Origin of the sequence: Terrihabitans rhizophilus, from assembly GCF_033898525.1 — a bacterium.
GTDB classification, from domain to species: domain Bacteria; phylum Pseudomonadota; class Alphaproteobacteria; order Rhizobiales; family Methylopilaceae; genus Flaviflagellibacter; species Flaviflagellibacter rhizophilus.
Window position 1 is genome coordinate 172,796 of record NZ_JAXAFJ010000002.1, and the last position, 18,298, is coordinate 191,093.

The window sequence follows — 18,298 nt, forward strand, 5'->3', positions numbered from 1 at the left end:
GTATCGCGCCTTCTTCCAAGAAGGTTGCGATACTCCGCAGGCTTGCGATAGTTCACCTGCGGTGGCGGCAGACTGCCGGGCAGGTCAGTAGAGCGGCGGGGCAATGACGTTAGAGGCGCAGGACAACGAACTGGCACGCCTGTCCAGCGGCGTTCCGGGACTGGATAAAATCCTGCAAGGCGGCTTCCTCGAGGGCGGGATCTACATCATCCAGGGCGATCCCGGCTCCGGGAAGACCATCTTCGCCAATCAGGTCTGCTTCAGCCATCTCGCCGCAGGCGGACGCGCTGTGTATGCGACGCTGCTGTCCGAGAGCCATTCGCGGCTCTTGCAACAGCTACGCACCATGGCATTTTTCGACGAGACCGCGCTGCCCGACCGGATGGTCTATCTCAGCGCGCTCAACGCACTCGAGGACAAGGGCCTTAGCGGGTTGCTCGATCTGCTGAGGCGCGAGATCATTGCCCGCAGTGCCACGATGCTTATCGTGGACGGGTTCCTCGCCGTAGAGGCGTCGTCATCCAGCGAGCGCGAGTTCAAGAAATTCGTGCATGAACTGCAAAGCCACGCCATCTCAGCGGGCTGCACGGTGTTCCTGCTCACGAACGGCGCGAACCGCCCCGCACGTCCCGAGCGGACCATGGTGGACGGCATCCTCACTTTGAGTCGCCGCGACTACGAGGCGCGCAGCGAGCGCGAACTCGAAGTGATGAAGTTGCGTGCCTCCGGCTATCTCGGGGGACGGCACGCCTATGATATCGGGAGCAGGGGACTGACGGTCTATCCCCGGCTTGAGGCGCATTTCTCCCGTCCGTCGCGGAACGAGGAATTCAGCGCCGAGCGGCTCTCCACCGGCGTGCCCTCGCTCGACACGCTAATGGGCGGCGGAATACCGGGCAGTTCCACCACGGTTGTCTTCGGCGCACCCGGTACGGGCAAAACGACCCTCGGCCTTCATTGGGCCGCCAGCGGTCCGGCAGATGAGCCGACCCTGTTCTTCGGCTTTTTCGAATCGCCGCCGCGTCTCCTGCACAAGGCCGATACGCTTGGTCTGCCCCTGCGGGAGCGGGTGGAGAAGGGCCTCACGGAGATTCTCTGGCAACCTGCAACCGAACAGAACTTCGACGAGCTTGGCGTCAGGCTTCTGGACGCGGTCGATCGGCTCGGTGCCCGGCGCGTCGTGGTCGACGGGCTCGGCGGTTTCACGGGTTCAACGCCGTCGTCCAGCCGCATCTCCCCGTATTTCGCCGCTTTGTCCAACGAGTTGCGCGTTCGCGGACTGGCCACGCTCTACACTGCGGAGAGCCGGCAGGTGACCTCCGCACCGGTGGAGATGCCGATCGACAATATTTCCAGCCTGGTCGAGAACCTTCTGTTCTTTCGTTTCGTTGAGCTTCACTCGGAACTTCGAAGGCTCGTATCTGTGATCAAGATGCGCGACGGCGACTTCGATGCGACCTTGCGCGAGTTCAAGATTTCGGCCGAAGGGCTGCAGGTTATGTCCAGCAGATTCAGCGCCGAAGGCCTCATGACGGGAATCGCGCACGAGCCGCGTTAGCATGCGTCCTCGCGGCGGACGCATCGGTTAGGTCAGGGCAGCATTTCACGCTGCCTCAATGGGAGTTTGCCCAGACGTGCGGACAATCCTTGTCGTCGATGACGAATTCGGGGTTGCCGATGTGCTCGCGGCAGCGCTGGAAGACGAGGGCTACCGGGTCAACACGGCAGCCAACGGTCGCGAGGCTCTCACCCGCCTGGGGGAAGAGGTGCCGGATCTCGTCATCTCCGATTTCATGATGCCGGTGATGGACGGACCAGCCATGGCACATGCCATTCGGGAGGCAGGGCACGCGGATCTGCCGATCATCATGATGAGCGCCATGCCGGAAGCCGCCGTTCGGCAGCGTTTCGACGGCTATTTCGGCTTCTTGCGGAAGCCTTTTCGCATCCACGTCGCCGCCGATCTGGTGGCGCGTGCACTGGGCGAGCAGCCCAATCCCTTCACCTGAGGTTTTCGCGGGCCAACTGGGAATTGATCTCCAGCGCCGCCAGCGCGCCCTCTGCGGCAGCCACCACCGCGAACTGGGCGCGCTGAGATGCGTCCCCCGCCACGAAAAGACCGGGCACATTGGTCTTCTCGTTGCCTTCGGTGCGCACGACACCCTTCTCCGTCAGTTCGCAGCCGAGCTTGGTGGCGAGGCCGCAATTGAGCTTTGCGCCGGTGATGAAGAACAACGCGTCCCGTTCTAGGAAAGAGCCATCCTCGAAGCGGATGCCGGACAGCGCATCGTCACGGCTCTCCAAGCGCGAAACCTTCTCTTCGCGTATGACGATGCCGTTGCGATTCAGCAGATCGCGCTGCTCTTCCGAGAACCCGCAAACTCCGTCTCCCAGCAGCACGATGTCGTCCGACCAGGTCTTGAGCTGCAGCGCGAAGTTGAGGCCGTGATCTTCGGGGCCGTAGACCGCGAAACGCCTGTCCCGCTCCTCCCAACCGTCACAATAGGGGCAGTTGTACACGCCGTGGCCATAGAGCTCATGGAAGCCCGGGATGTCGGGCAGGTTGTCCACGACGCCGGTGGCCAGCAGCACCTTTCGCGCGCGTTCCCGTTTGCCGTCGCCCAGCACGGCTTCGAAGCCGTCCGGCTTGAAGTTGATGTCGTCTACGCCGACGTCGCGGATCTCCACCGACGGGTATTTGGCAAGTTCGGCGCGGCCGAGATCCCGGATTTCGAAGGGCAGGGCGCCGTCGCGGGTGATGAAGCCGTTGACGCCGCGCGAGACAGAGTTGCGCGGCTTGCCCGCATCGCAGAGCAACACCGTGCGGCGGCAGCGACCCAAGACAAGAGCAGCGTTCAGGCCGGCCGGCCCGCCGCCGACGATGATTGCATCAAACATGCCCACAAACGGCGCCACACGCCGAACGTTCCATTACGCTGGATCGCTGGCCATCTCATCGCGAAGGGCTTCCAGCTCCAGCCATTCGTCCTCGGCTTTCGATAGGTCGGCTTCCGCCTTGGCCAAGGCGTCTCCAGCCTTCGCGAAGCCCACCGGATCGCGGGTGTACAAAGCCGGGTCGGCCAACACCCCGCGCAGCCGCGCGATCTCCGCTTCCATCGCCGCGATCCGCGCCGGCGCCGTGTCGAGCAGGTGCTGCTGCTTGAACGACATCTTCTTTCGGCTGACCTGACGAGGCGGCTGCGCCGGAGCCGAGGCACGCATGGCCGGTTCGGCTGCGGCGTCCTTGCGCACCTTGGCTTCGACGCCCTTGCCGCGCTGGGCGAGCATGTCGGCATAACCGCCGGCATATTCGACCCAGAGGCCGTCTCCCTCCGCCACGACGACGGATGTCACCGTGCGATCGAGGAAGTCACGGTCATGGCTCACGAGGATGACGGTTCCCGGATAGTCCGAGACCATCTCCTGCAATAGATCCAGCGTTTCCAGGTCGAGGTCGTTGGTCGGCTCGTCGAGCACCAGCAGGTTGGAGGGCTGCGCCAGCGCCCGGGCAAGCTGTAGCCGCCCGCGCTCGCCGCCGGAGAGGCGCGAAATCGGTGAACCGGCCTGTTCCGGCTGGAACAGGAAGTCCTTCATGTAGCTGATGACGTGCTTGGTCTGCCCGCCCACGAACACGGTGTCGCCGCTTCCGCCCGTCAGTGCTTCGCGCAAGGTCCAGGACGGGTCGAGGCTGGCACGCTTCTGGTCCATGCCCGCCAGTTCGATGCTGGCGCCAAGGCGGACGCTGCCTTTGTCCGGCGCTACGACGCCTGTCAGCAGGTTGATCATCGTCGTCTTGCCGGCACCGTTCGGGCCGATCAGGCCAAGGCGGTCGCCTCGCGCCACGCGGATCGAGAAGTCCCGCACCACCGTCTGGTCTCCCCAGCTCTTGGTGATGTTCTTGGCCTCCGCCACCAGCTTGCCGGACGTGCCGCCTTCGGTGACGACCATCTTCACGTCGCCGACCGACTTGCGATGATCGCGGTAATCCGTGCGCAGCGACCCGAGTTGCTCCAACCGCCGAACGTTGCGCTTGCGCCGTGCAGTCACGCCGTAGCGCAGCCAATGCTCCTCGTCGGCGATCTTGCGGTCCAGCTTGTGGCGGTCGCGCTCTTCCTGCTCCAGCACCTCGTCGCGCCAGGCTTCGAAATGGGAGAAGCCCCGGTCGAGGCGCCTGGTCTTGCCGCGATCAATCCACACCGTCGCGCGTGACAGGTTTTCGAGGAACCGCCGGTCATGGCTGATCAGCACGATGGCGGAGCGCAGGCTCTTCAGTTCGCTCTCAAGCCATTCGATTGCCGGCAGATCGAGATGGTTCGTGGGCTCGTCGATCAGCAGGATGTCCGGTTCCGGGGCCATGACCCGTGCCAGCGCGGCACGTCGGGCTTCGCCGCCGGAAAGGCGGGCGGGATCCTCGTCGCCGGTGAGACCCAGGTCTTCCAGCAGCATGCGCGCGCGATACTCGTCGTCGCCCGGGTTCAACCCGGCCTCGACATAGGCAAGCGTCGTCGAGAAGCCCGTGAAGTCCGGCTCCTGCGGCAGGTATCGAAGCGTCGTGCCCGGCTGGAGGAACCGCGTTCCGTCGCTTGGTTCGATCAGTCCGGCCGCGATCTTCAGCAGGGTCGATTTGCCGGAACCGTTGCGGCCGACAAGGCACAGGCGCTCCCCGGCCGAAACGGAAAGGTCCGCCTGCTCGAGAAGGGGCGTACCCCCGAAGGTCAGGGCTATATTCTGGAGGTGGAGAAGGGGAGGGGCCATCGGCAGGACTTAGAGGTGACGGCCGCCCGGGGCAAGCAGAAGACGGCCCCTGTGAGGTCACCGCAACCAGGGGACGAGTGTTGCACCCAAGGTACATCCACGACGGGAACACAATGCTAGGTTGCGAACACTGGTTTGGAGATTTCCGATGTTGCGTGCCGCTCTTTTGTCCACTGCCTCCCTGCTGACCGCCGTTCCGGCGCTGGCTGCCGACATGCCGGCCTACACGCCCGAGGCTGCCGTTGCCGCGGCGCATGACTGGACCGGCTTCTATGCCGGTGTGAACGTAGGGTATGGCAGCGGCGATATCGGTACGACCGACAGCACGGTGACGACCACCGGCCCCCTCGTGGGCATCCCGGCGGAATCTCTGCCTGACGGCACCACGTTCCCTGGCGACGATTCCTCGGCTGACATCGAGGGCGTGATCGGCGGCGGACAAATCGGCTACAATCACCAGGTCGGTTCGCTGGTGTTCGGCATCGAAGGCACCATCCAGGGTGCGGAGCTCGAAACGTCCAGCGCCTTCCTCGGCAGCGAGGCGGGTCCCTTCTACGAGACCGAAGCCGCGCTCGACTTCTATGGAACGGTCGTCGGCCGCGTCGGCTTCGCGTTTGACCGCGTCCTCGTCTACGCCAATGGCGGTCTCGCGATCGGACAGGGCTCTGCCAGCCTGAGCATCACCGGCGGTACGGAAGAGGATCCGACAGGCCCGACCTTCTCCGATGATCAGGAGGAAACCTTCTTCGGCTACGCAGTTGGGGCAGGCGTCGAATTCGCGATGTTCGACAATTGGAGCGTGAAGGCCGAGTACCAGTATCTCGACTTCGGCGACGAAACCTTCGACTTCGAGTTCCCGGCGACCGGTGACGGCAGCAGCGCGACCTCCACGGGCGAGATCGATCTTCATACCGTCAAGGTCGGTCTGAACTACCACTTCTGATCGCGCGTCACAGAAAAGCCCCGCCGGTTATGCCGGCGGGGCTTTTTCTGTTCATTACAGGCCGCTTGGCCTTGCGGATGCCCGTCCTGGATTGGCGACCCCAGCAGGGCTCGAACCTGCGACCCGCAGCTTAGAAGGCTGCTGCTCTATCCAGCTGAGCTATGGGGCCCTGGTGCCGCGGCAGGACGCTAGTGCGTCCACTGGCCGACGCGGCCCCATTTGAAATTGTCGGAATAGGAGAAGCGCAGTGCCTTCGCCTCCTTGGGCTCCGAAACCTGATAGGGGATGCCGGCCTTCTGTGCGTAGGCGATGGCTTCCTCTTTGGTGTCGAAGTTCAGCCGCACCTGACGCTGGGTGTCGTCACTGCTCGTCCAACCCATCAGCGGCTCGATCGAGCGTGGTGTGGCGGGCTCGAAATCGAGAACCCAATGCTCCGACTTTGCATTGCCGGATTGCATGGCGTTTCGCGTGGGCTTGTAGATACGGGCGGTCATCTTCCGTCTCGACAGTGGGTGTGGTCGGGGCGGCCGGATTCGAACCAGCGACCCTCTGGTCCCAAACCAGATGCGCTACCAGACTGCGCTACGCCCCGACAGCGCCGACAGGCGTCCTATGTGGCACGGCCCCTTGGACCGGGCAAGCCCATCCCATTGAACGAAGTGCCGGTTCGGGAATTATCCAACCATGCGGCCGCAGGAACATTGCGGTTCAGGCGTTTCAATGAACATGGGGCACAGCCCTCTCAGTGATGGAGTATTTGATGAAGAAGATCCTCGTTTCCGGTATGGCGGGCATGATGGCGCTGGCCAGCGTCGCTGTTCCCGCATCCGCGCAGGTTGCCGGCACCCACGCACCGGTGGCTGCTGCCGCTGAGAGCAACAACGGCATCGAGACCGTCCAGCGCCGCTATTACGACGACCGCCGCTACCGCAATGATCGCCGTCACCGTCATTACCGTGACCGTGGCAGCAATGTCGGCGTGGGCGTTGCAGCGGGCGTGCTCGGTCTCGCGGCCGGCGCTGCCATTGCAAGCTCGGCGAACCGCAATCGGGACGACGCCTACGAGTTCTGCGCCTCGCGCTTCCAGAGCTGGAACCCGCGCACCGGCCTCTACCTGGGCGCCGACGGACGTCAGCATTCCTGCCCGTAAGTTTCAGACAATTTTTGACAAAAGGCCGCCTCCGGGCGGCCTTTTTTTGTCGCCAGGGTCGAGTTTTCCCGGAGCGTGTGGACAAGCCCGTCATGTCTTGCGCCGTCATGGCGCCGTCGGCATTGTCCGGCCGGGTTAAGGCTTGTTAACGGAGAGGGTGATGCGCCGAATCGTATGCGCAGTGGCGCTGGGTGCGGGCGTGATGTCGCTCAACGTGTTCTCGGCACTGCCGGCCTGGTCGGAACAGACCGAGCTGAACCATCTCGATTGCCTCTTCGATGAGGCTTTGAACGGCTTCCGCTGCCCGCCGCTTGTGTCCGGACCGGCTGTCGCCGGGATCGAGGCGGCATCCACGCCAGCGCGCGGAACGGCCGAGTGGAACGCGTATTGCGCCTCCAAGTACAAGAGCTTTGACCCCACGAGTGGATCGTACCGGACCTTTTCCGGGGAGGTTCGTGAATGCGCGTAGCGGTAAGTTTACGTTAAACTCAGCTAAAATTGGATTAAAGCTGGTCGTTCCTCAGTGCCTGCCGCATCTTCAGGGTGCGGGGGAGGATTAGACCGCGAGGAGATCGCATGAGCGTCCAGACTACGGAACGGGTCGTGACCCTGCCTGAAGGCGGACTGATCGTCATCGCAGGACGCGCAGGTTCGCTCGGCCCCTACAGGGTCGATGAAGCCCGCCTCGCGGAGCGCATTGAACGTTTCGTGTATCGTCGCGTCTGAGCGGCAGCACGGGTTTGGCCCGCAGACCGGAATCGTCTAGTCTCGGGCGCTTCCTGAAAGTTGATTGAGACAGTGGCAGACAACGAAGACCGGCCGACCGGCGGATCCGACATCAAGGCGGTGTCGATCACCGAGGAGATGAAGAAGAGCTACCTCGATTACGCGATGAGCGTGATCGTGAGCCGCGCTCTTCCCGATGTGCGAGACGGGCTGAAGCCGGTCCATCGCCGCATCCTGTTCTCCATGAACGAGGCCGGCTACACACCCGATAAATCCTACCGCAAGTCCGCCCGCATCGTCGGCGACGTCATCGGTAAGTATCACCCGCACGGCGACCAGTCGGTCTACGACGCGCTGGTCCGCATGGCGCAGGAATTCTCCATGCGCGTCATGCTGGTGGACGGGCAGGGCAATTTCGGCTCCGTGGACGGCGATCCTCCTGCGGCCATGCGCTACACCGAAGTGCGGCTTGCGCGTCCGGCGCTCGGCCTCTTGGCCGACATCGACGAAGACACCGTCGACTTCCAGGACAACTACGACAATTCGGAACGTGAGCCGAAGGTTCTCCCGGCGCGTTTCCCGAACCTGCTCGTCAATGGCGCAGGCGGCATCGCCGTCGGCATGGCAACCAACATCCCGCCTCATAATATGGGCGAGGTGATCGATGCCTGTCTGGCCCTGATCGACAATCCCGATCTAGATGTCGAGGGGCTGAACGAGATCGTTCATGGCCCGGACTTCCCGACGGGTGCGATGATCCTCGGCCGCAGCGGCATCCGCCAGGCCTACGCCACGGGTCGCGGTTCGGTCACCATGCGCGGACGCGCGACCATCGAGGAGATCCGCAAGGACCGCGAAGCCATCGTGGTCACCGAGATTCCGTACCAGGTCAACAAATCCACGCTCATCGAGAAGATGGCGGAACTGGTGCGCGAGAAGCGGGTGGAGGGCATCTCCGAACTCCGCGACGAATCCGACCGAAACGGCATGCGCATCGTCATCGAGCTGAAGCGCGATGCGGTGGGCGAGGTGGTGCTGAACCAGCTCTATCGTTTCACGGCGCTGCAATCGACCTTCGGCGTCAACATGGTGGCGCTGAACGGCGGCCGCCCCGAGACGATGAACCTCAAGGACGTGCTGCAGGCCTTCCTCGCCTTCCGCGAGGAAGTCATCAGCCGGCGCACCCGCTTCCGGCTCGGCAAGGCGCGCGACCGCGCCCACGTCTTGGTCGGCCTGGCCATCGCCGTCGCCAATATAGACGAGGTGATCAAGCTGATCCGCGAGGCGCCGGACCCGGCGACCGCCCGCGAACAGCTGATGTCGCGCCACTGGCCGGCGCAGGACGTGGCCCCGCTGATCCTTCTGATCGCCGACCCGCGCCACATGGTGAGCGAGGACAACACCTATCGGCTGTCGGCCGAGCAGGCGCGCGCCATCCTCGACCTTCGCCTGCAGCGCCTCACCGCTCTGGGGCGCGACGAGATCGCCGACGAGTTGAACAAACTTGGCCGGGAGATTGCCGACTTCCTCGACATCCTGCGCTCGCGCGCACGCATGCTGACCATCATCCGCAACGAGCTTCAGGAAGTGCGTGCGGCGCATGCCACCCCGCGCAAGACGGAGATCCTCGAAGCCGATGGCGACATGGATGACGAGGACCTCATCCAGCGCGAGGACATGGTCGTCACCGTCAGCCATTCCGGCTACGTGAAGCGCGTGCCGCTCGCCACCTACCGGGCGCAGCGCCGTGGCGGCAAGGGCCGCTCGGGCATGAGCACGAAGGAAGAGGATTTCGTCACCCGGCTGTTCGTGGCGTCCACGCATGCCGAGGTGCTGTTCTTCTCCTCGGCCGGGCAGGTCTACAAGATGAAGGTGTGGCGCCTGCCGCTTGCCGCTCCGCAATCGCGCGGCAAGGCCTTCGTCAACCTGCTTCCGCTGGATGCCGACGAGCGCATCACCTCCATCATCGTGCTGCCCGAGGACATGGCGTCCTGGGAGCGCAACGAGATCATGTTCGCCACCACCGGCGGCACGGTGCGCCGCAATGCGATGGCAGACTTCCTGAACGTCAACCGCAACGGCAAGATCGCCATGAAGCTGGAGGAGGGCGAGCACATCGCCGACGTCCAGCTCTGCGGTCCGCAGGATGACGTGCTGCTGACCACCGCCAACGGCAATTGCATCCGCTTCTCGGTCGAGGACGTGCGCGTCTTCAAGGGCCGCGATTCGGTCGGTGTGCGCGGTATTCGGCTCGATGGCGACGACCGGGTGATCTCGATGGGGATCATCCACCATGTCGAGGCCTCTCCGGCGGAGCGCGTGGCCTATCTGAAGATGTCGAACCAGCTGCGGCGCGGCCTCGGTGGCGAGACCGAAGACACCGCCGTGGAGAACGAGGAAGCGGTTCCGGACGTCGAGATCACGCAGGAGCGCTACGCCCAGATGAGCGCGGCGGAGCAATACCTGCTGACGATATCCGAGCGCGGTTACGGAAAGCGCAGCTCGTCGTTCGAGTACCGCATCACCAATCGTGGCGGTAAGGGCATCGTCGCCATGGCCGTGAACGCCCGCAACGGCAAACTGGTGGCCTCCTTCCCCGTGGAAGACCGCGACCAGATCATGCTGATCACCAATGGCGGTCAGACGATCCGCGTGCCGGTCGACGGCATCCGGATCACTGGCCGCAGCACCCAGGGCGTCACCGTGTTCAACACGGCCGAGGGTGAGAAGGTCGTCTCGGTTGAGAGCATCAGCGAAGAAGCTGATGAGGCCGACGAGATCGCCTGATCAAAGCCCACCGCACCCACCAAAAGAAAAGGCGCCTCGCGGCGCCTTTTCTTCTCAGTTGAGCGTCAGGGGTATCAATCGCTGACGCGCACGCGGGTAAGAACCGTCTCATTGGACACGCCGGCCTTCGCAACGGTCACGAAGCGCTTCGAGGCGTGCTCCGACATCGCCACCTGATGAGCGCCGACGATGCGCCCGAAGGCCTCGCCGCCATCCATGCTGGTGTCCGCAGCAAGCTGCGGGGCGACCGACAGGGCGTCGCCCTTGGCGGACAGGTTGGAATTGGTGGTGATGGAGGTCGCCGCTGGGGTGACATCCGCGACCGGCGTGGCTTTCGCCATCCGGGCCTGGTCCGCGTACGTCCACGCCGTCAGCGTGATCGCCGATACCACCGCCATTGTTGTCGCAAAACCCCGAAGCATTTCGTGCTCCTCACATCTCTTGCATCTACAACACGACCAAGCGAAAAAAGTTTCATCGAGGGTCGCCTGAGACATTTTTGTTAAAGTGTCCGTAATCCTTCTGCACTTGCAGGTGCTTCCGCCGCGGGCTAAAGCCGCCTCATGATCCGCACGGCCCTCTACGCCGGTTCCTTCGACCCCGTGACCAATGGGCACGTCGACGTATTGCGGTCCGCCGCTTTCATGTTCGACCGCGTCGTCCTGGCCGTCGGCACGCATCACGCGAAGACGCCGATGCTCAGTGCAGAAGATCGCGTCTCTCTGCTCAAACAGGTATGTGCGCCGATCGGGCTGGATAAGGGCTGCGATGTTCGGATCACGACCTTCAACGGTCTTGTGATCGACGCCGCACGGCAGGCCGATGCCCGTTTCCTCATACGTGGCCTGCGCAACGGCACGGATTTCGATTACGAAATGCAGATGGCCGGCATGAACGCCGCCCTCGCGCCCGACATCCACACCATCTGCATTCCCGCTTCGGTTGCCAGCCGCCCCATCACGGCCACTCTTGTCCGGCAGATCGCAGCCATGGGTGGCGATATCTCGGCGTTCGTGCCACAGCCCGTTGCCGCCAAACTGGCCGAACACCTGTCCGGGTCCTCTGAAGGAGAAAGCCGTTGATCAAGTACATGCTTGCGGCCGCGTTGGCGTTCGCCGCAATGGTGCCGGCCGCACAGGCACAAGGCGCGGGACAGACCCTTACGCTCGAGACCACGAAGGGACCGGTCGCCATCCGCCTGCGTCCGGATCTGGCGCCTGAGCATGCCAAACGCATGATCCAGCTTGCGGGCGAGGGCTTCTACAACAATGTGGTCTTCCATCGCGTGATCCCCGGCTTCATGGCTCAGACGGGTGATCCGACGGGCACCGGCACCGGCGGGTCCAAGTACCCGGACCTGAAAGCCGAGTTCAGCAAGACGCCGTTCGTGCGCGGCACCGTGGGCATGGCCCGCGCGCAGAGCCCCAACAGCGCGAACAGCCAGTTCTTCATCACTTTCGGTGACGCCGCGTTCCTCAACAGCCAGTACACGGTCGTGGGCGAAGTGGTTTCCGGCATGGAGAACGTCGACAAGATCAAGACCGGCGAGCCGGTCCGCAACCCAGACCGCATCGTCAAGGCCAGCGTGCAGTAAGCGGTCGACCCAAGGAAGGACATCACATGGCAGAAGCAGAAGACATCCTGGTTCTCGAAACCAGCAAGGGTCCCGTCGAGATCGCGATGCGTCCCGATCTGGCACCTGGCCACGTGGCCCGTATCAAGGAGCTGGTACGCGAAGGCTTCTACAACGGCACGCCGTTTCACCGCGTCATCGAGGGCTTCATGGCCCAGACCGGTGACCCGACGGGCACCGGCATGGGCGGCTCGGGCAAGAAGCTGAAAGCGGAGTTCAACGCCGGCAAGCATGTGCGCGGCACCGTCTCCATGGCTCGCGCGCAGAGCCCTGACTCCGGCGACAGCCAGTTCTTCATCTGCTTCGAGGACGCGAGCTTCCTGAACGGCCAGTACACCGTGTGGGGCGAGGTCGTGTCGGGCATGGAGAACGTCGACAAGATCAAGCGCGGCGAGCCCGTGCGCGATCCCGACACCATCCTGTCGGCCAAGATCAAAGCCGACGCCTGAGCGCAGCGATGCTGGCCAAGATTCTCTTATCAGCCTTCGCGCTGACGGCCGGCGTCGCCTTTTCGGTGCAGAGCGGCATCAATGCCGGGCTTGCACGGCAACTTGGGTCGTCGCTCATCGCGGCGACCATCTCCTTCAGTGTCGGCACCATCGCCCTGACAACGATCGGCTTGGCCACGGGGCAACTGGTCATCGGGAGCGGCTCCCTGAAGTCCGTGCCGGTGTGGATGTGGCTGAGCGGTGGCCTGCTGGGCGCCTGCATCGTCTACAGCAGCGTTCTTCTCGTGCCGCGGCTTGGCGTTGCGGCCGTGGCTGCGCTCATCATTGCCGGACAACTGATCGCGGCCGCAGTGATGGACCATTACGGCCTGCTCGGCGCTCCGGTCCACGAACTCACCGTTCTGCGGATGACCGGGCTGCTCCTGCTGATCATGGGCGCGGTGCTCGTCCGCTTCACTTGACGCCGGAACACAGACCGGCCCATCACCCCGCCATGGATGTTCAGCTGTTCGACTTCGACCTGCCGGAGGAGCGCATCGCCTTGCGCCCCGCGGAGCCGAGGGATCATGCGCGGATGATGGTGGTGCGGCCCGGTGCCGAGCCGGAGATCGGGCATCGCGGCGTCCTCGACCTTCCCGATCTCCTGCAGCCCGGCGACGCTCTGGTGGTCAACGACACACGCGTCATCCCGGCGCAACTGAGCGGCCGGCGGATCGGACGCGGAGACAGCGAGCCACGCATAGACGCGACCCTGCACAAGCGGGTGGACGCGCAGACATGGCTCGCCTTCCTGAAGCCGGGGCGCAAGATCGCGGCAGGCGACCGCATCAGCTTCGGTGGCGACGTGCTGGAGGCGCTGGCAGTCGAGAAGAACGAAGGAGGCGACGTCGCACTGCGATTCTCATGTTCGGGCCCGGAACTCGACGCCGCTATCGCCGCGACCGGCACGATGCCGCTGCCTCCTTACATCGCGGGCAAACGGCCTGCCGACGCGCGAGATCATGCGGACTACCAGACGGCCTTTGCCGAGCACGATGGCGCCGTGGCCGCGCCGACGGCCGGCCTGCATTTCACGGAAAGACTGCTGACCAGTCTCACGGATCGCGGCATCGGCTTGCACCGGCTGACGCTGCATGTGGGCGCCGGCACCTTCCTGCCGATGAAGGCGCAGGACACGCGCGACCACCGCATGCACTCCGAATGGGGTACGATCTCCCCGGAAACCGCCGAGGCGCTGAACGCGGTACGTGCACGGGGAGGGCGGGTCGTTGCAGTCGGCACCACCGCGCTGCGTCTGCTGGAGAGCGCCGCCACGGAGAGCGGCATCATCCAGCCCTTCAGCGGCGACACCGACATCTTCATCACGCCGGGCTACCGCTTCCGCGCCGTCGACGCGCTGATGACCAATTTTCACCTGCCGAAATCGACGCTGTTCATGCTGGTCTCGGCCTTCGCGGGGCTGGAACGGATGCAGCGCGCCTACGGGCACGCCATCGCAGACGGCTACCGCTTCTATTCATACGGCGATTCAAGCCTGCTCTTCCCGGACCGCACATGACCGAGCCTTTCAGCTTCACCCTGCACGCGCGCGACGGCGCAGCGCGGCGCGGCACCATCCGCACGGCCCATGGCGAGGTGGCGACGCCGGCCTTCATGGCCGTGGGCACGGCGGGCACGGTCAAGGCCATGCAGATGCGCGACGTGCGCGAGACGGGCACGGATGTGGTGCTGGGCAATACCTACCACCTGATGTTGCGGCCGGGCGCCGAGCAGGTCGCTAAGCTGGGCGGGCTGCACAAATTCGCGGGCTGGCCGCACACCATGCTGACCGATTCCGGTGGCTTCCAGGTGATGTCGCTGGCCAAGCTGCGGAAGGTGACGGAGCAGGGCGTGGCCTTCCAGTCCCATATCGACGGCTCCAGGCACATGCTGACGCCCGAGCGCAGCATGGAGATCCAGGGCCTGCTGGGTTCCGACATCCAGATGCAGTTCGACGAGTGCGTGTCGCTGCCGAACAGCCGCGACGAGATCGACCGCGCGATGCGGCTGTCGCTGCGCTGGGCCGAGCGCTCAAAGGCCGCCTTCCGGGGCGGAGACGGGCAGGCTGTGTTCGCCATCGTTCAGGGCGGGGACCAGACGGACCTGCGCCGGGAATCGGCCCGTGAACTGGTCGCCATGAACTTTCCCGGCTACGCGATAGGCGGCTTGGCGGTGGGTGAGCCGCAGGACGTGATGCTGCGCGTGCTGGAGGACACCCTTCCGGACCTGCCACAGGACCGACCGCGCTATTTGATGGGCGTCGGCACGCCCGACGACATGCTGCAAAGCGTCGCGCGCGGCATCGACATGTTCGACTGCGTGATGCCGACGCGCGCCGGCCGCCACGGTCTGGCCTATACCCGCTATGGCCGAATCAATCTCAAGAACGCCCGCCACGCAGACGATCCGCGCCCTCTTGATCCCGAAAGCACGTGTCCGGCAGCGCGCGACTATTCGCGGGCCTACCTCCACCATCTCGTCCGCTCGGGAGAGATCCTGGCCATGACGCTGCTGACCTGGTCTAACATCGCCTATTACCAGTCGCTGATGCGTGGTGCGCGCGAGGCCATCGAGGCCGGGCGCTACGCGGACTACGTAGCTGATGCCAGGGCGTGCTGGGAGCGCGGCGACGTCGCGCCCTGACGCGATCGGGGCGAAACCCTCAGGTCGCGAGCATGGCCGCACGCAGCGTCAACAGTGCAAGGGCGAAAGCGGACACCGTGGCGGTGCACAGAAGCGCCATCACGACGGTGAAGAAGTCTATCTTGATTTGCGCCAGCATCGTCCGTCCTCCTTTGATCCCCCGAAGGCTAACGGCGGCAGACGGTTCCTATTCCCGCTTCTGGCGAAGCCGCGGGAGAAATCCCCGTGCAGAGGCGAGTGGAGGTAGCTGTCCGACGAACTGTGCGACGGCGGAGTAGACGGGCGGTTGTGATTGAGATCGCTGGTGAGCCGGGCGGGGGTCGAACCCGCGACCACATGATTAAAAGTCACGTGCTCTACCACTGAGCTACCGGCCCCAGCGATGCGCGGAACCTATGGGGAGGTCCGGCGGGGGTCAAGCCGCTTCGCCTTCAAGCGTACTTTTGACTTTCCCTGTGCGGTGTTCGGCCATAACTCCGGCAAGGATGTCCGCGACCGCTGGCTGTGTTAACAGCCCCTTGGGACGGCGCGGACGTTCAGGAAAGCAGGCGATACGCAGGAGGAAAACCCGATGTCCGATGACCAGAAGATTGCCAGACGCGCTTATGAGCTTTGGCAGAGTTCGGGCCATCAGGGTCTGGACGTCGATCATTGGCTTGAGGCAGAGCGCCAGATCCTGAAGGAGCAGCAGGAAGCGCACGCCACCGCGCTGGCCGATCCGGAGACCCCCGCCGCGCCCGACGAAACCGTTGCTCCCGGCAAAACCGCCCGCGCGCGCGTGCAGCCGAAGGCCGACACTCCGGCCTCTGCGAAAATCGGCAAGAAGGATCCGGGCTTCACGGCGGCAGAGCCGAAGACCGCCAAGGCCAAGAAGCCGTCGATGGATGCCGCAAGCAGCGAAAGCCCGGCCCGTGCCACCCGGAAGAAGAAGGCAGATGCCTGAGCTGCGGTCGGCGCAGTGCCGGTAGCAGGAGGTTCCCTGGAGGCCGACGGCCCGGAAGACCTCTTCGATGCGGCTATCATCGGGGCGGGACCGGCCGGGGCGTCCTGCGCCATCTGGCTGGCGCGGCTCGGCTGCCGCGCGATTCTCATCGAAGCCGCAGGCTCCCCCGGCGGACTGCTGCGCGAGACGCCCTTCCGCAATGACTGGATCGCCACGCAGCCGGGCGCGACAGGCTTCGAGCTCGCAGCCAATCTGGGCGTAAGCCTTGCAGCCGCGAGTGTTTCCACGATCATGGGACGTCGCGTAGACGCGGTTGACGGAGGGCAGGGACGTTTCAGCGTCCATCTGGCCGGTGGGCAGTCGGTTCGCGCCAGACATGTCGTTCTCGCCACCGGTGTTCAGCCTGTCCGGGGCGGGTTGGTGCCGGGCGAAAGCATCCTGATCGGGCCCGGTCGCCACGTGGCGGAGGCGCGGTTCACCGGCCAGCGTGTCGCCATCCTGGGCGGTGGGGACAACGCGCTGGAGAACTACGCTTTCATCCGCACACGCGGCGCCGCGCAGGTGCACGTCTATGCCCGGACCTTGCGCGGACAGCGCGCTGCTATCGCTGCCGCAGAACCCGCGGACCTGCATGTCGGCACATATGATGTGGACGGCCTCACCCTCTGCGTGAGCGGCCAGCGATATGACCGGCTGGTCGTGATGTATGGCTGGGAGCCTTCGCCCCTCCCGGAGATGCCCGCGAAGCTCGCGCGGGACAGGCGAGGCTTCCTGGATGTCCATCCGCACACCTGCGAGACCCGCCTTGCGGGTCTGTTCGCCATCGGAGAGGTGACTCGGCGAAACCACCCCTGCGTCGTGACGGCGATGGCCGATGGGATCGTCGCCGCCAAGACCATCCAGGCGAGCGTGGAACTTACCTAATTACGGCAACCAAGGTGGTGCCTCCGCGTTAACGGTCCGACAGAGACGGGGATCGTGAAGAATGACGCGCGAAATGGCACGAATCGAGGATGGCGTTTCGACCGGGTCTGGCTCGTCGCGCATCGGCACCGTGGCGCTGGGCGCCGCCATCCTTGCTTTCACCATGTGGCGCGGCCATTCCGCAGATCCGCGCGGCGGCAAGCATGGCGATCATGCGGGCGCCGGGGCCGGAACATCGGCAAAAAGCAAGACGGCGCGCGGTCGGGAAGCCGAAACTCCCACGCAGATTCCGGCTCGCGGTTGGACGGACATCCTACTGCGCGTCTACAACGAGATCTCGGAAGATCGCGTTCTCGCCGTTGCGGCGGGCGTCACCTTCTACGCACTGCTCGCCATCTTCCCGGCTCTGACGGCCTTCGTCTCACTTTATGGACTGATCGCCGACCGGGCGACTTTGTCCGAGCACCTCAACGCCCTCAGCGGTGTGATGCCGGGCGGCGGCATGGAGATCATCTCCGAGCAGCTGACGCGCCTGACCAGCCAGCCGGAGCAGGCGCTGGGCTTCGGCTTCGTCTTCGGTCTCGCGCTTGCGCTCTGGAGCGCCAATGCCGGGATGAAGGCGCTCTTCGACGCGATCAACGTCGCTTACGGCGAGAGGGAGAAGCGCGGGTTCTTCGCGCTGAACCTGCTGTCCCTCAGCTTCACCGTCGGCGCGATCCTGTTCCTGGTGATCGGCCTCATCGCCATCGTCGTGGTGCCGATCGTGCTCAACTGGTTCGGGCTGCAGGGGGCCACCGAAGGCCTTCTCGCGATGCTGCGCTGGCCGGTGATGCTCGTCGTGGCGGCCCTGGCCATCTCGCTCCTCTACCGCTTTGGGCCGAGCCGCGAGCGGGCCAAGTGGCGGTGGGTGTCCGTCGGCAGCGTGGTTGCGGCTCTGTTGTGGCTCGGCGGCTCGCTGCTGTTCTCCTGGTACGTCACCAATTTCGGCTCGTACAACGAAACCTATGGCTCGCTGGGCGCCGCGATCGGCTTCATGACCTGGATGTGGTTGTCGACGGTCATCATCCTCGTAGGCGCCGAACTCAACTCCGAGGCAGAGCACCAGACGGCCAAGGACAGCACCTCCGGTGCCCCGAAACCAATGGGAGAACGAGGCGCCCAGATGGCGGACAATGTGGCTGGCTGAGGCTTCGCAAAGGCGCTGTCAAAGAGCGCCCGGGATGTCATAAGCCTGTCACCCTGCCTCCCTACAAGCTGCGGCGACCGCCCGGGAACGCCGGTCGGTCAGACCTGCCGTGAATGTCGC

20 protein-coding genes and 3 tRNA genes are annotated in these 18,298 nt (G+C 64.6%); 16 read left to right on the plus strand and 7 right to left on the minus strand.

The features are described from left to right. Positions 1-103: 103 nt before the first annotated feature. Positions 104-1,558: a DUF7125 family protein gene (locus tag SCD90_RS04385; RefSeq protein ID WP_319843420.1), complete on the plus strand. Its 1,455-nt coding sequence runs from the start codon at positions 104-106 to the stop codon at positions 1,556-1,558. Positions 1,559-1,634: 76 nt separating this feature from the next. Then, positions 1,635-2,009, plus strand: a complete 375-nt coding sequence (locus SCD90_RS04390; protein ID WP_319843421.1) for a response regulator — start codon at positions 1,635-1,637, stop codon at positions 2,007-2,009. Here the strand turns inward: SCD90_RS04390 and SCD90_RS04395 are convergent. Together SCD90_RS04395 and SCD90_RS04400 are read right to left on the minus strand one after the other, a co-directional pair. Next, positions 2,002-2,898, minus strand: coding sequence for an NAD(P)/FAD-dependent oxidoreductase (locus tag SCD90_RS04395; protein ID WP_319843422.1), 897 nt, complete (start codon positions 2,896-2,898; stop codon positions 2,002-2,004). The two genes, SCD90_RS04390 and SCD90_RS04395, sit on opposite strands and share 8 nt — an antisense overlap. Positions 2,899-2,931: 33 nt before the next feature. After that, positions 2,932-4,755: an ABC-F family ATP-binding cassette domain-containing protein gene (locus SCD90_RS04400; protein WP_319843423.1), complete on the minus strand. Its 1,824-nt coding sequence runs from the start codon at positions 4,753-4,755 to the stop codon at positions 2,932-2,934. Between the two features lie 148 nt (positions 4,756-4,903). On the opposite strand from SCD90_RS04400, the gene SCD90_RS04405 reads away from it, so the two are divergent. Then, positions 4,904-5,698, plus strand: coding sequence for an outer membrane protein (locus SCD90_RS04405; protein WP_319843424.1), 795 nt, complete (start codon positions 4,904-4,906; stop codon positions 5,696-5,698). Between the two features lie 92 nt (positions 5,699-5,790). On the opposite strand, the gene SCD90_RS04410 is transcribed toward SCD90_RS04405, so the two are convergent. The 3 genes from SCD90_RS04410 to SCD90_RS04420 all read right to left on the minus strand — a co-directional run bounded on the left by SCD90_RS04410 (position 5,791) and on the right by SCD90_RS04420 (position 6,290). Continuing rightward, a tRNA-Arg gene (locus SCD90_RS04410) sits at positions 5,791-5,867 on the minus strand. A gap of 19 nt (positions 5,868-5,886) precedes the next feature. Next, positions 5,887-6,192 (minus strand): ETC complex I subunit, encoded by a 306-nt coding sequence (locus SCD90_RS04415; RefSeq protein ID WP_319843425.1) that lies wholly within the window; start codon positions 6,190-6,192, stop codon positions 5,887-5,889. A gap of 21 nt (positions 6,193-6,213) precedes the next feature. Beyond that, positions 6,214-6,290: transfer RNA gene (locus SCD90_RS04420), tRNA-Pro, on the minus strand. A 168-nt stretch (positions 6,291-6,458) separates the two neighbouring features. Here SCD90_RS04420 and SCD90_RS04425 point away from each other — a divergent pair. From SCD90_RS04425 to gyrA, 4 genes are all read left to right on the plus strand, one after another. Continuing rightward, entirely contained in the window at positions 6,459-6,848 is a 390-nt protein-coding gene (locus tag SCD90_RS04425; protein WP_319843426.1) for a BA14K family protein, read from the plus strand. Between the two features lie 160 nt (positions 6,849-7,008). Further along, a complete protein-coding gene (locus SCD90_RS04430) occupies positions 7,009-7,317 on the plus strand; it encodes a BA14K family protein (RefSeq protein ID WP_319843427.1) in 309 nt (102 codons plus the stop codon). Positions 7,318-7,424: 107 nt separating this feature from the next. After that, complete coding sequence (locus SCD90_RS04435; RefSeq protein ID WP_319843428.1) at positions 7,425-7,574, plus strand: hypothetical protein; 150 nt, start codon at positions 7,425-7,427, stop codon at positions 7,572-7,574. Positions 7,575-7,712: 138 nt separating this feature from the next. Beyond that, positions 7,713-10,361: a DNA gyrase subunit A gene (gyrA, locus tag SCD90_RS04440; protein ID WP_425265647.1), complete on the plus strand. Its 2,649-nt coding sequence runs from the start codon at positions 7,713-7,715 to the stop codon at positions 10,359-10,361. Positions 10,362-10,435: 74 nt separating this feature from the next. On the opposite strand, the gene SCD90_RS04445 is transcribed toward gyrA, so the two are convergent. Beyond that, positions 10,436-10,759 (minus strand): hypothetical protein, encoded by a 324-nt coding sequence (locus SCD90_RS04445; RefSeq protein ID WP_319843430.1) that lies wholly within the window; start codon positions 10,757-10,759, stop codon positions 10,436-10,438. Positions 10,760-10,924: 165 nt separating this feature from the next. On the opposite strand from SCD90_RS04445, the gene coaD reads away from it, so the two are divergent. Genes coaD through tgt form a run of 6 tightly spaced genes read left to right on the plus strand, consistent with a single transcriptional unit; the run spans position 10,925 to position 15,125 of the window. Next, the gene (gene coaD, locus SCD90_RS04450) at positions 10,925-11,443 is read left to right on the plus strand and encodes a pantetheine-phosphate adenylyltransferase (protein WP_319843431.1); all 519 of its coding nucleotides are present in this window, start codon (positions 10,925-10,927) and stop codon (positions 11,441-11,443) included. 38 nt (positions 11,444-11,481) lie between these two features. Then, positions 11,482-11,955, plus strand: coding sequence for a peptidylprolyl isomerase (locus tag SCD90_RS04455; protein WP_319843833.1), 474 nt, complete (start codon positions 11,482-11,484; stop codon positions 11,953-11,955). 26 nt (positions 11,956-11,981) lie between these two features. Next, on the plus strand, positions 11,982-12,443 hold the full coding sequence (locus SCD90_RS04460) for a peptidylprolyl isomerase (protein ID WP_319843432.1): 462 nt from the start codon (positions 11,982-11,984) through the stop codon (positions 12,441-12,443). 8 nt (positions 12,444-12,451) lie between these two features. Further along, positions 12,452-12,904 carry a DMT family transporter gene (locus SCD90_RS04465; RefSeq protein ID WP_319843433.1) on the plus strand — a complete coding sequence of 151 codons (453 nt, stop codon included), beginning with the start codon at positions 12,452-12,454 and terminating at the stop codon, positions 12,902-12,904. Between the two features lie 32 nt (positions 12,905-12,936). Next, entirely contained in the window at positions 12,937-14,001 is a 1,065-nt protein-coding gene (queA, locus tag SCD90_RS04470; protein ID WP_319843434.1) for a tRNA preQ1(34) S-adenosylmethionine ribosyltransferase-isomerase QueA, read from the plus strand. After that, positions 13,998-15,125: a tRNA guanosine(34) transglycosylase Tgt gene (tgt, locus tag SCD90_RS04475; protein WP_319843435.1), complete on the plus strand. Its 1,128-nt coding sequence runs from the start codon at positions 13,998-14,000 to the stop codon at positions 15,123-15,125. The genes queA and tgt overlap by 4 nt, the downstream gene beginning before the upstream one ends. A 302-nt stretch (positions 15,126-15,427) precedes the next feature. Here the strand turns inward: tgt and SCD90_RS04480 are convergent. Next, positions 15,428-15,502, minus strand: a tRNA-Lys gene (locus SCD90_RS04480). Between the two features lie 194 nt (positions 15,503-15,696). Between SCD90_RS04480 and SCD90_RS04485 the strand changes: the two genes are divergently transcribed. The 3 genes from SCD90_RS04485 to SCD90_RS04495 all read left to right on the plus strand — a co-directional run bounded on the left by SCD90_RS04485 (position 15,697) and on the right by SCD90_RS04495 (position 18,178). Further along, positions 15,697-16,068, plus strand: coding sequence for a DUF2934 domain-containing protein (locus SCD90_RS04485; protein WP_319843436.1), 372 nt, complete (start codon positions 15,697-15,699; stop codon positions 16,066-16,068). Between the two features lie 15 nt (positions 16,069-16,083). Beyond that, on the plus strand, positions 16,084-16,992 hold the full coding sequence (locus SCD90_RS04490) for an NAD(P)/FAD-dependent oxidoreductase (protein WP_319843437.1): 909 nt from the start codon (positions 16,084-16,086) through the stop codon (positions 16,990-16,992). 61 nt (positions 16,993-17,053) lie between these two features. Then, positions 17,054-18,178: a YihY/virulence factor BrkB family protein gene (locus SCD90_RS04495; RefSeq protein WP_319843438.1), complete on the plus strand. Its 1,125-nt coding sequence runs from the start codon at positions 17,054-17,056 to the stop codon at positions 18,176-18,178. The last annotated feature ends 120 nt before the right edge of the window (positions 18,179-18,298 follow it).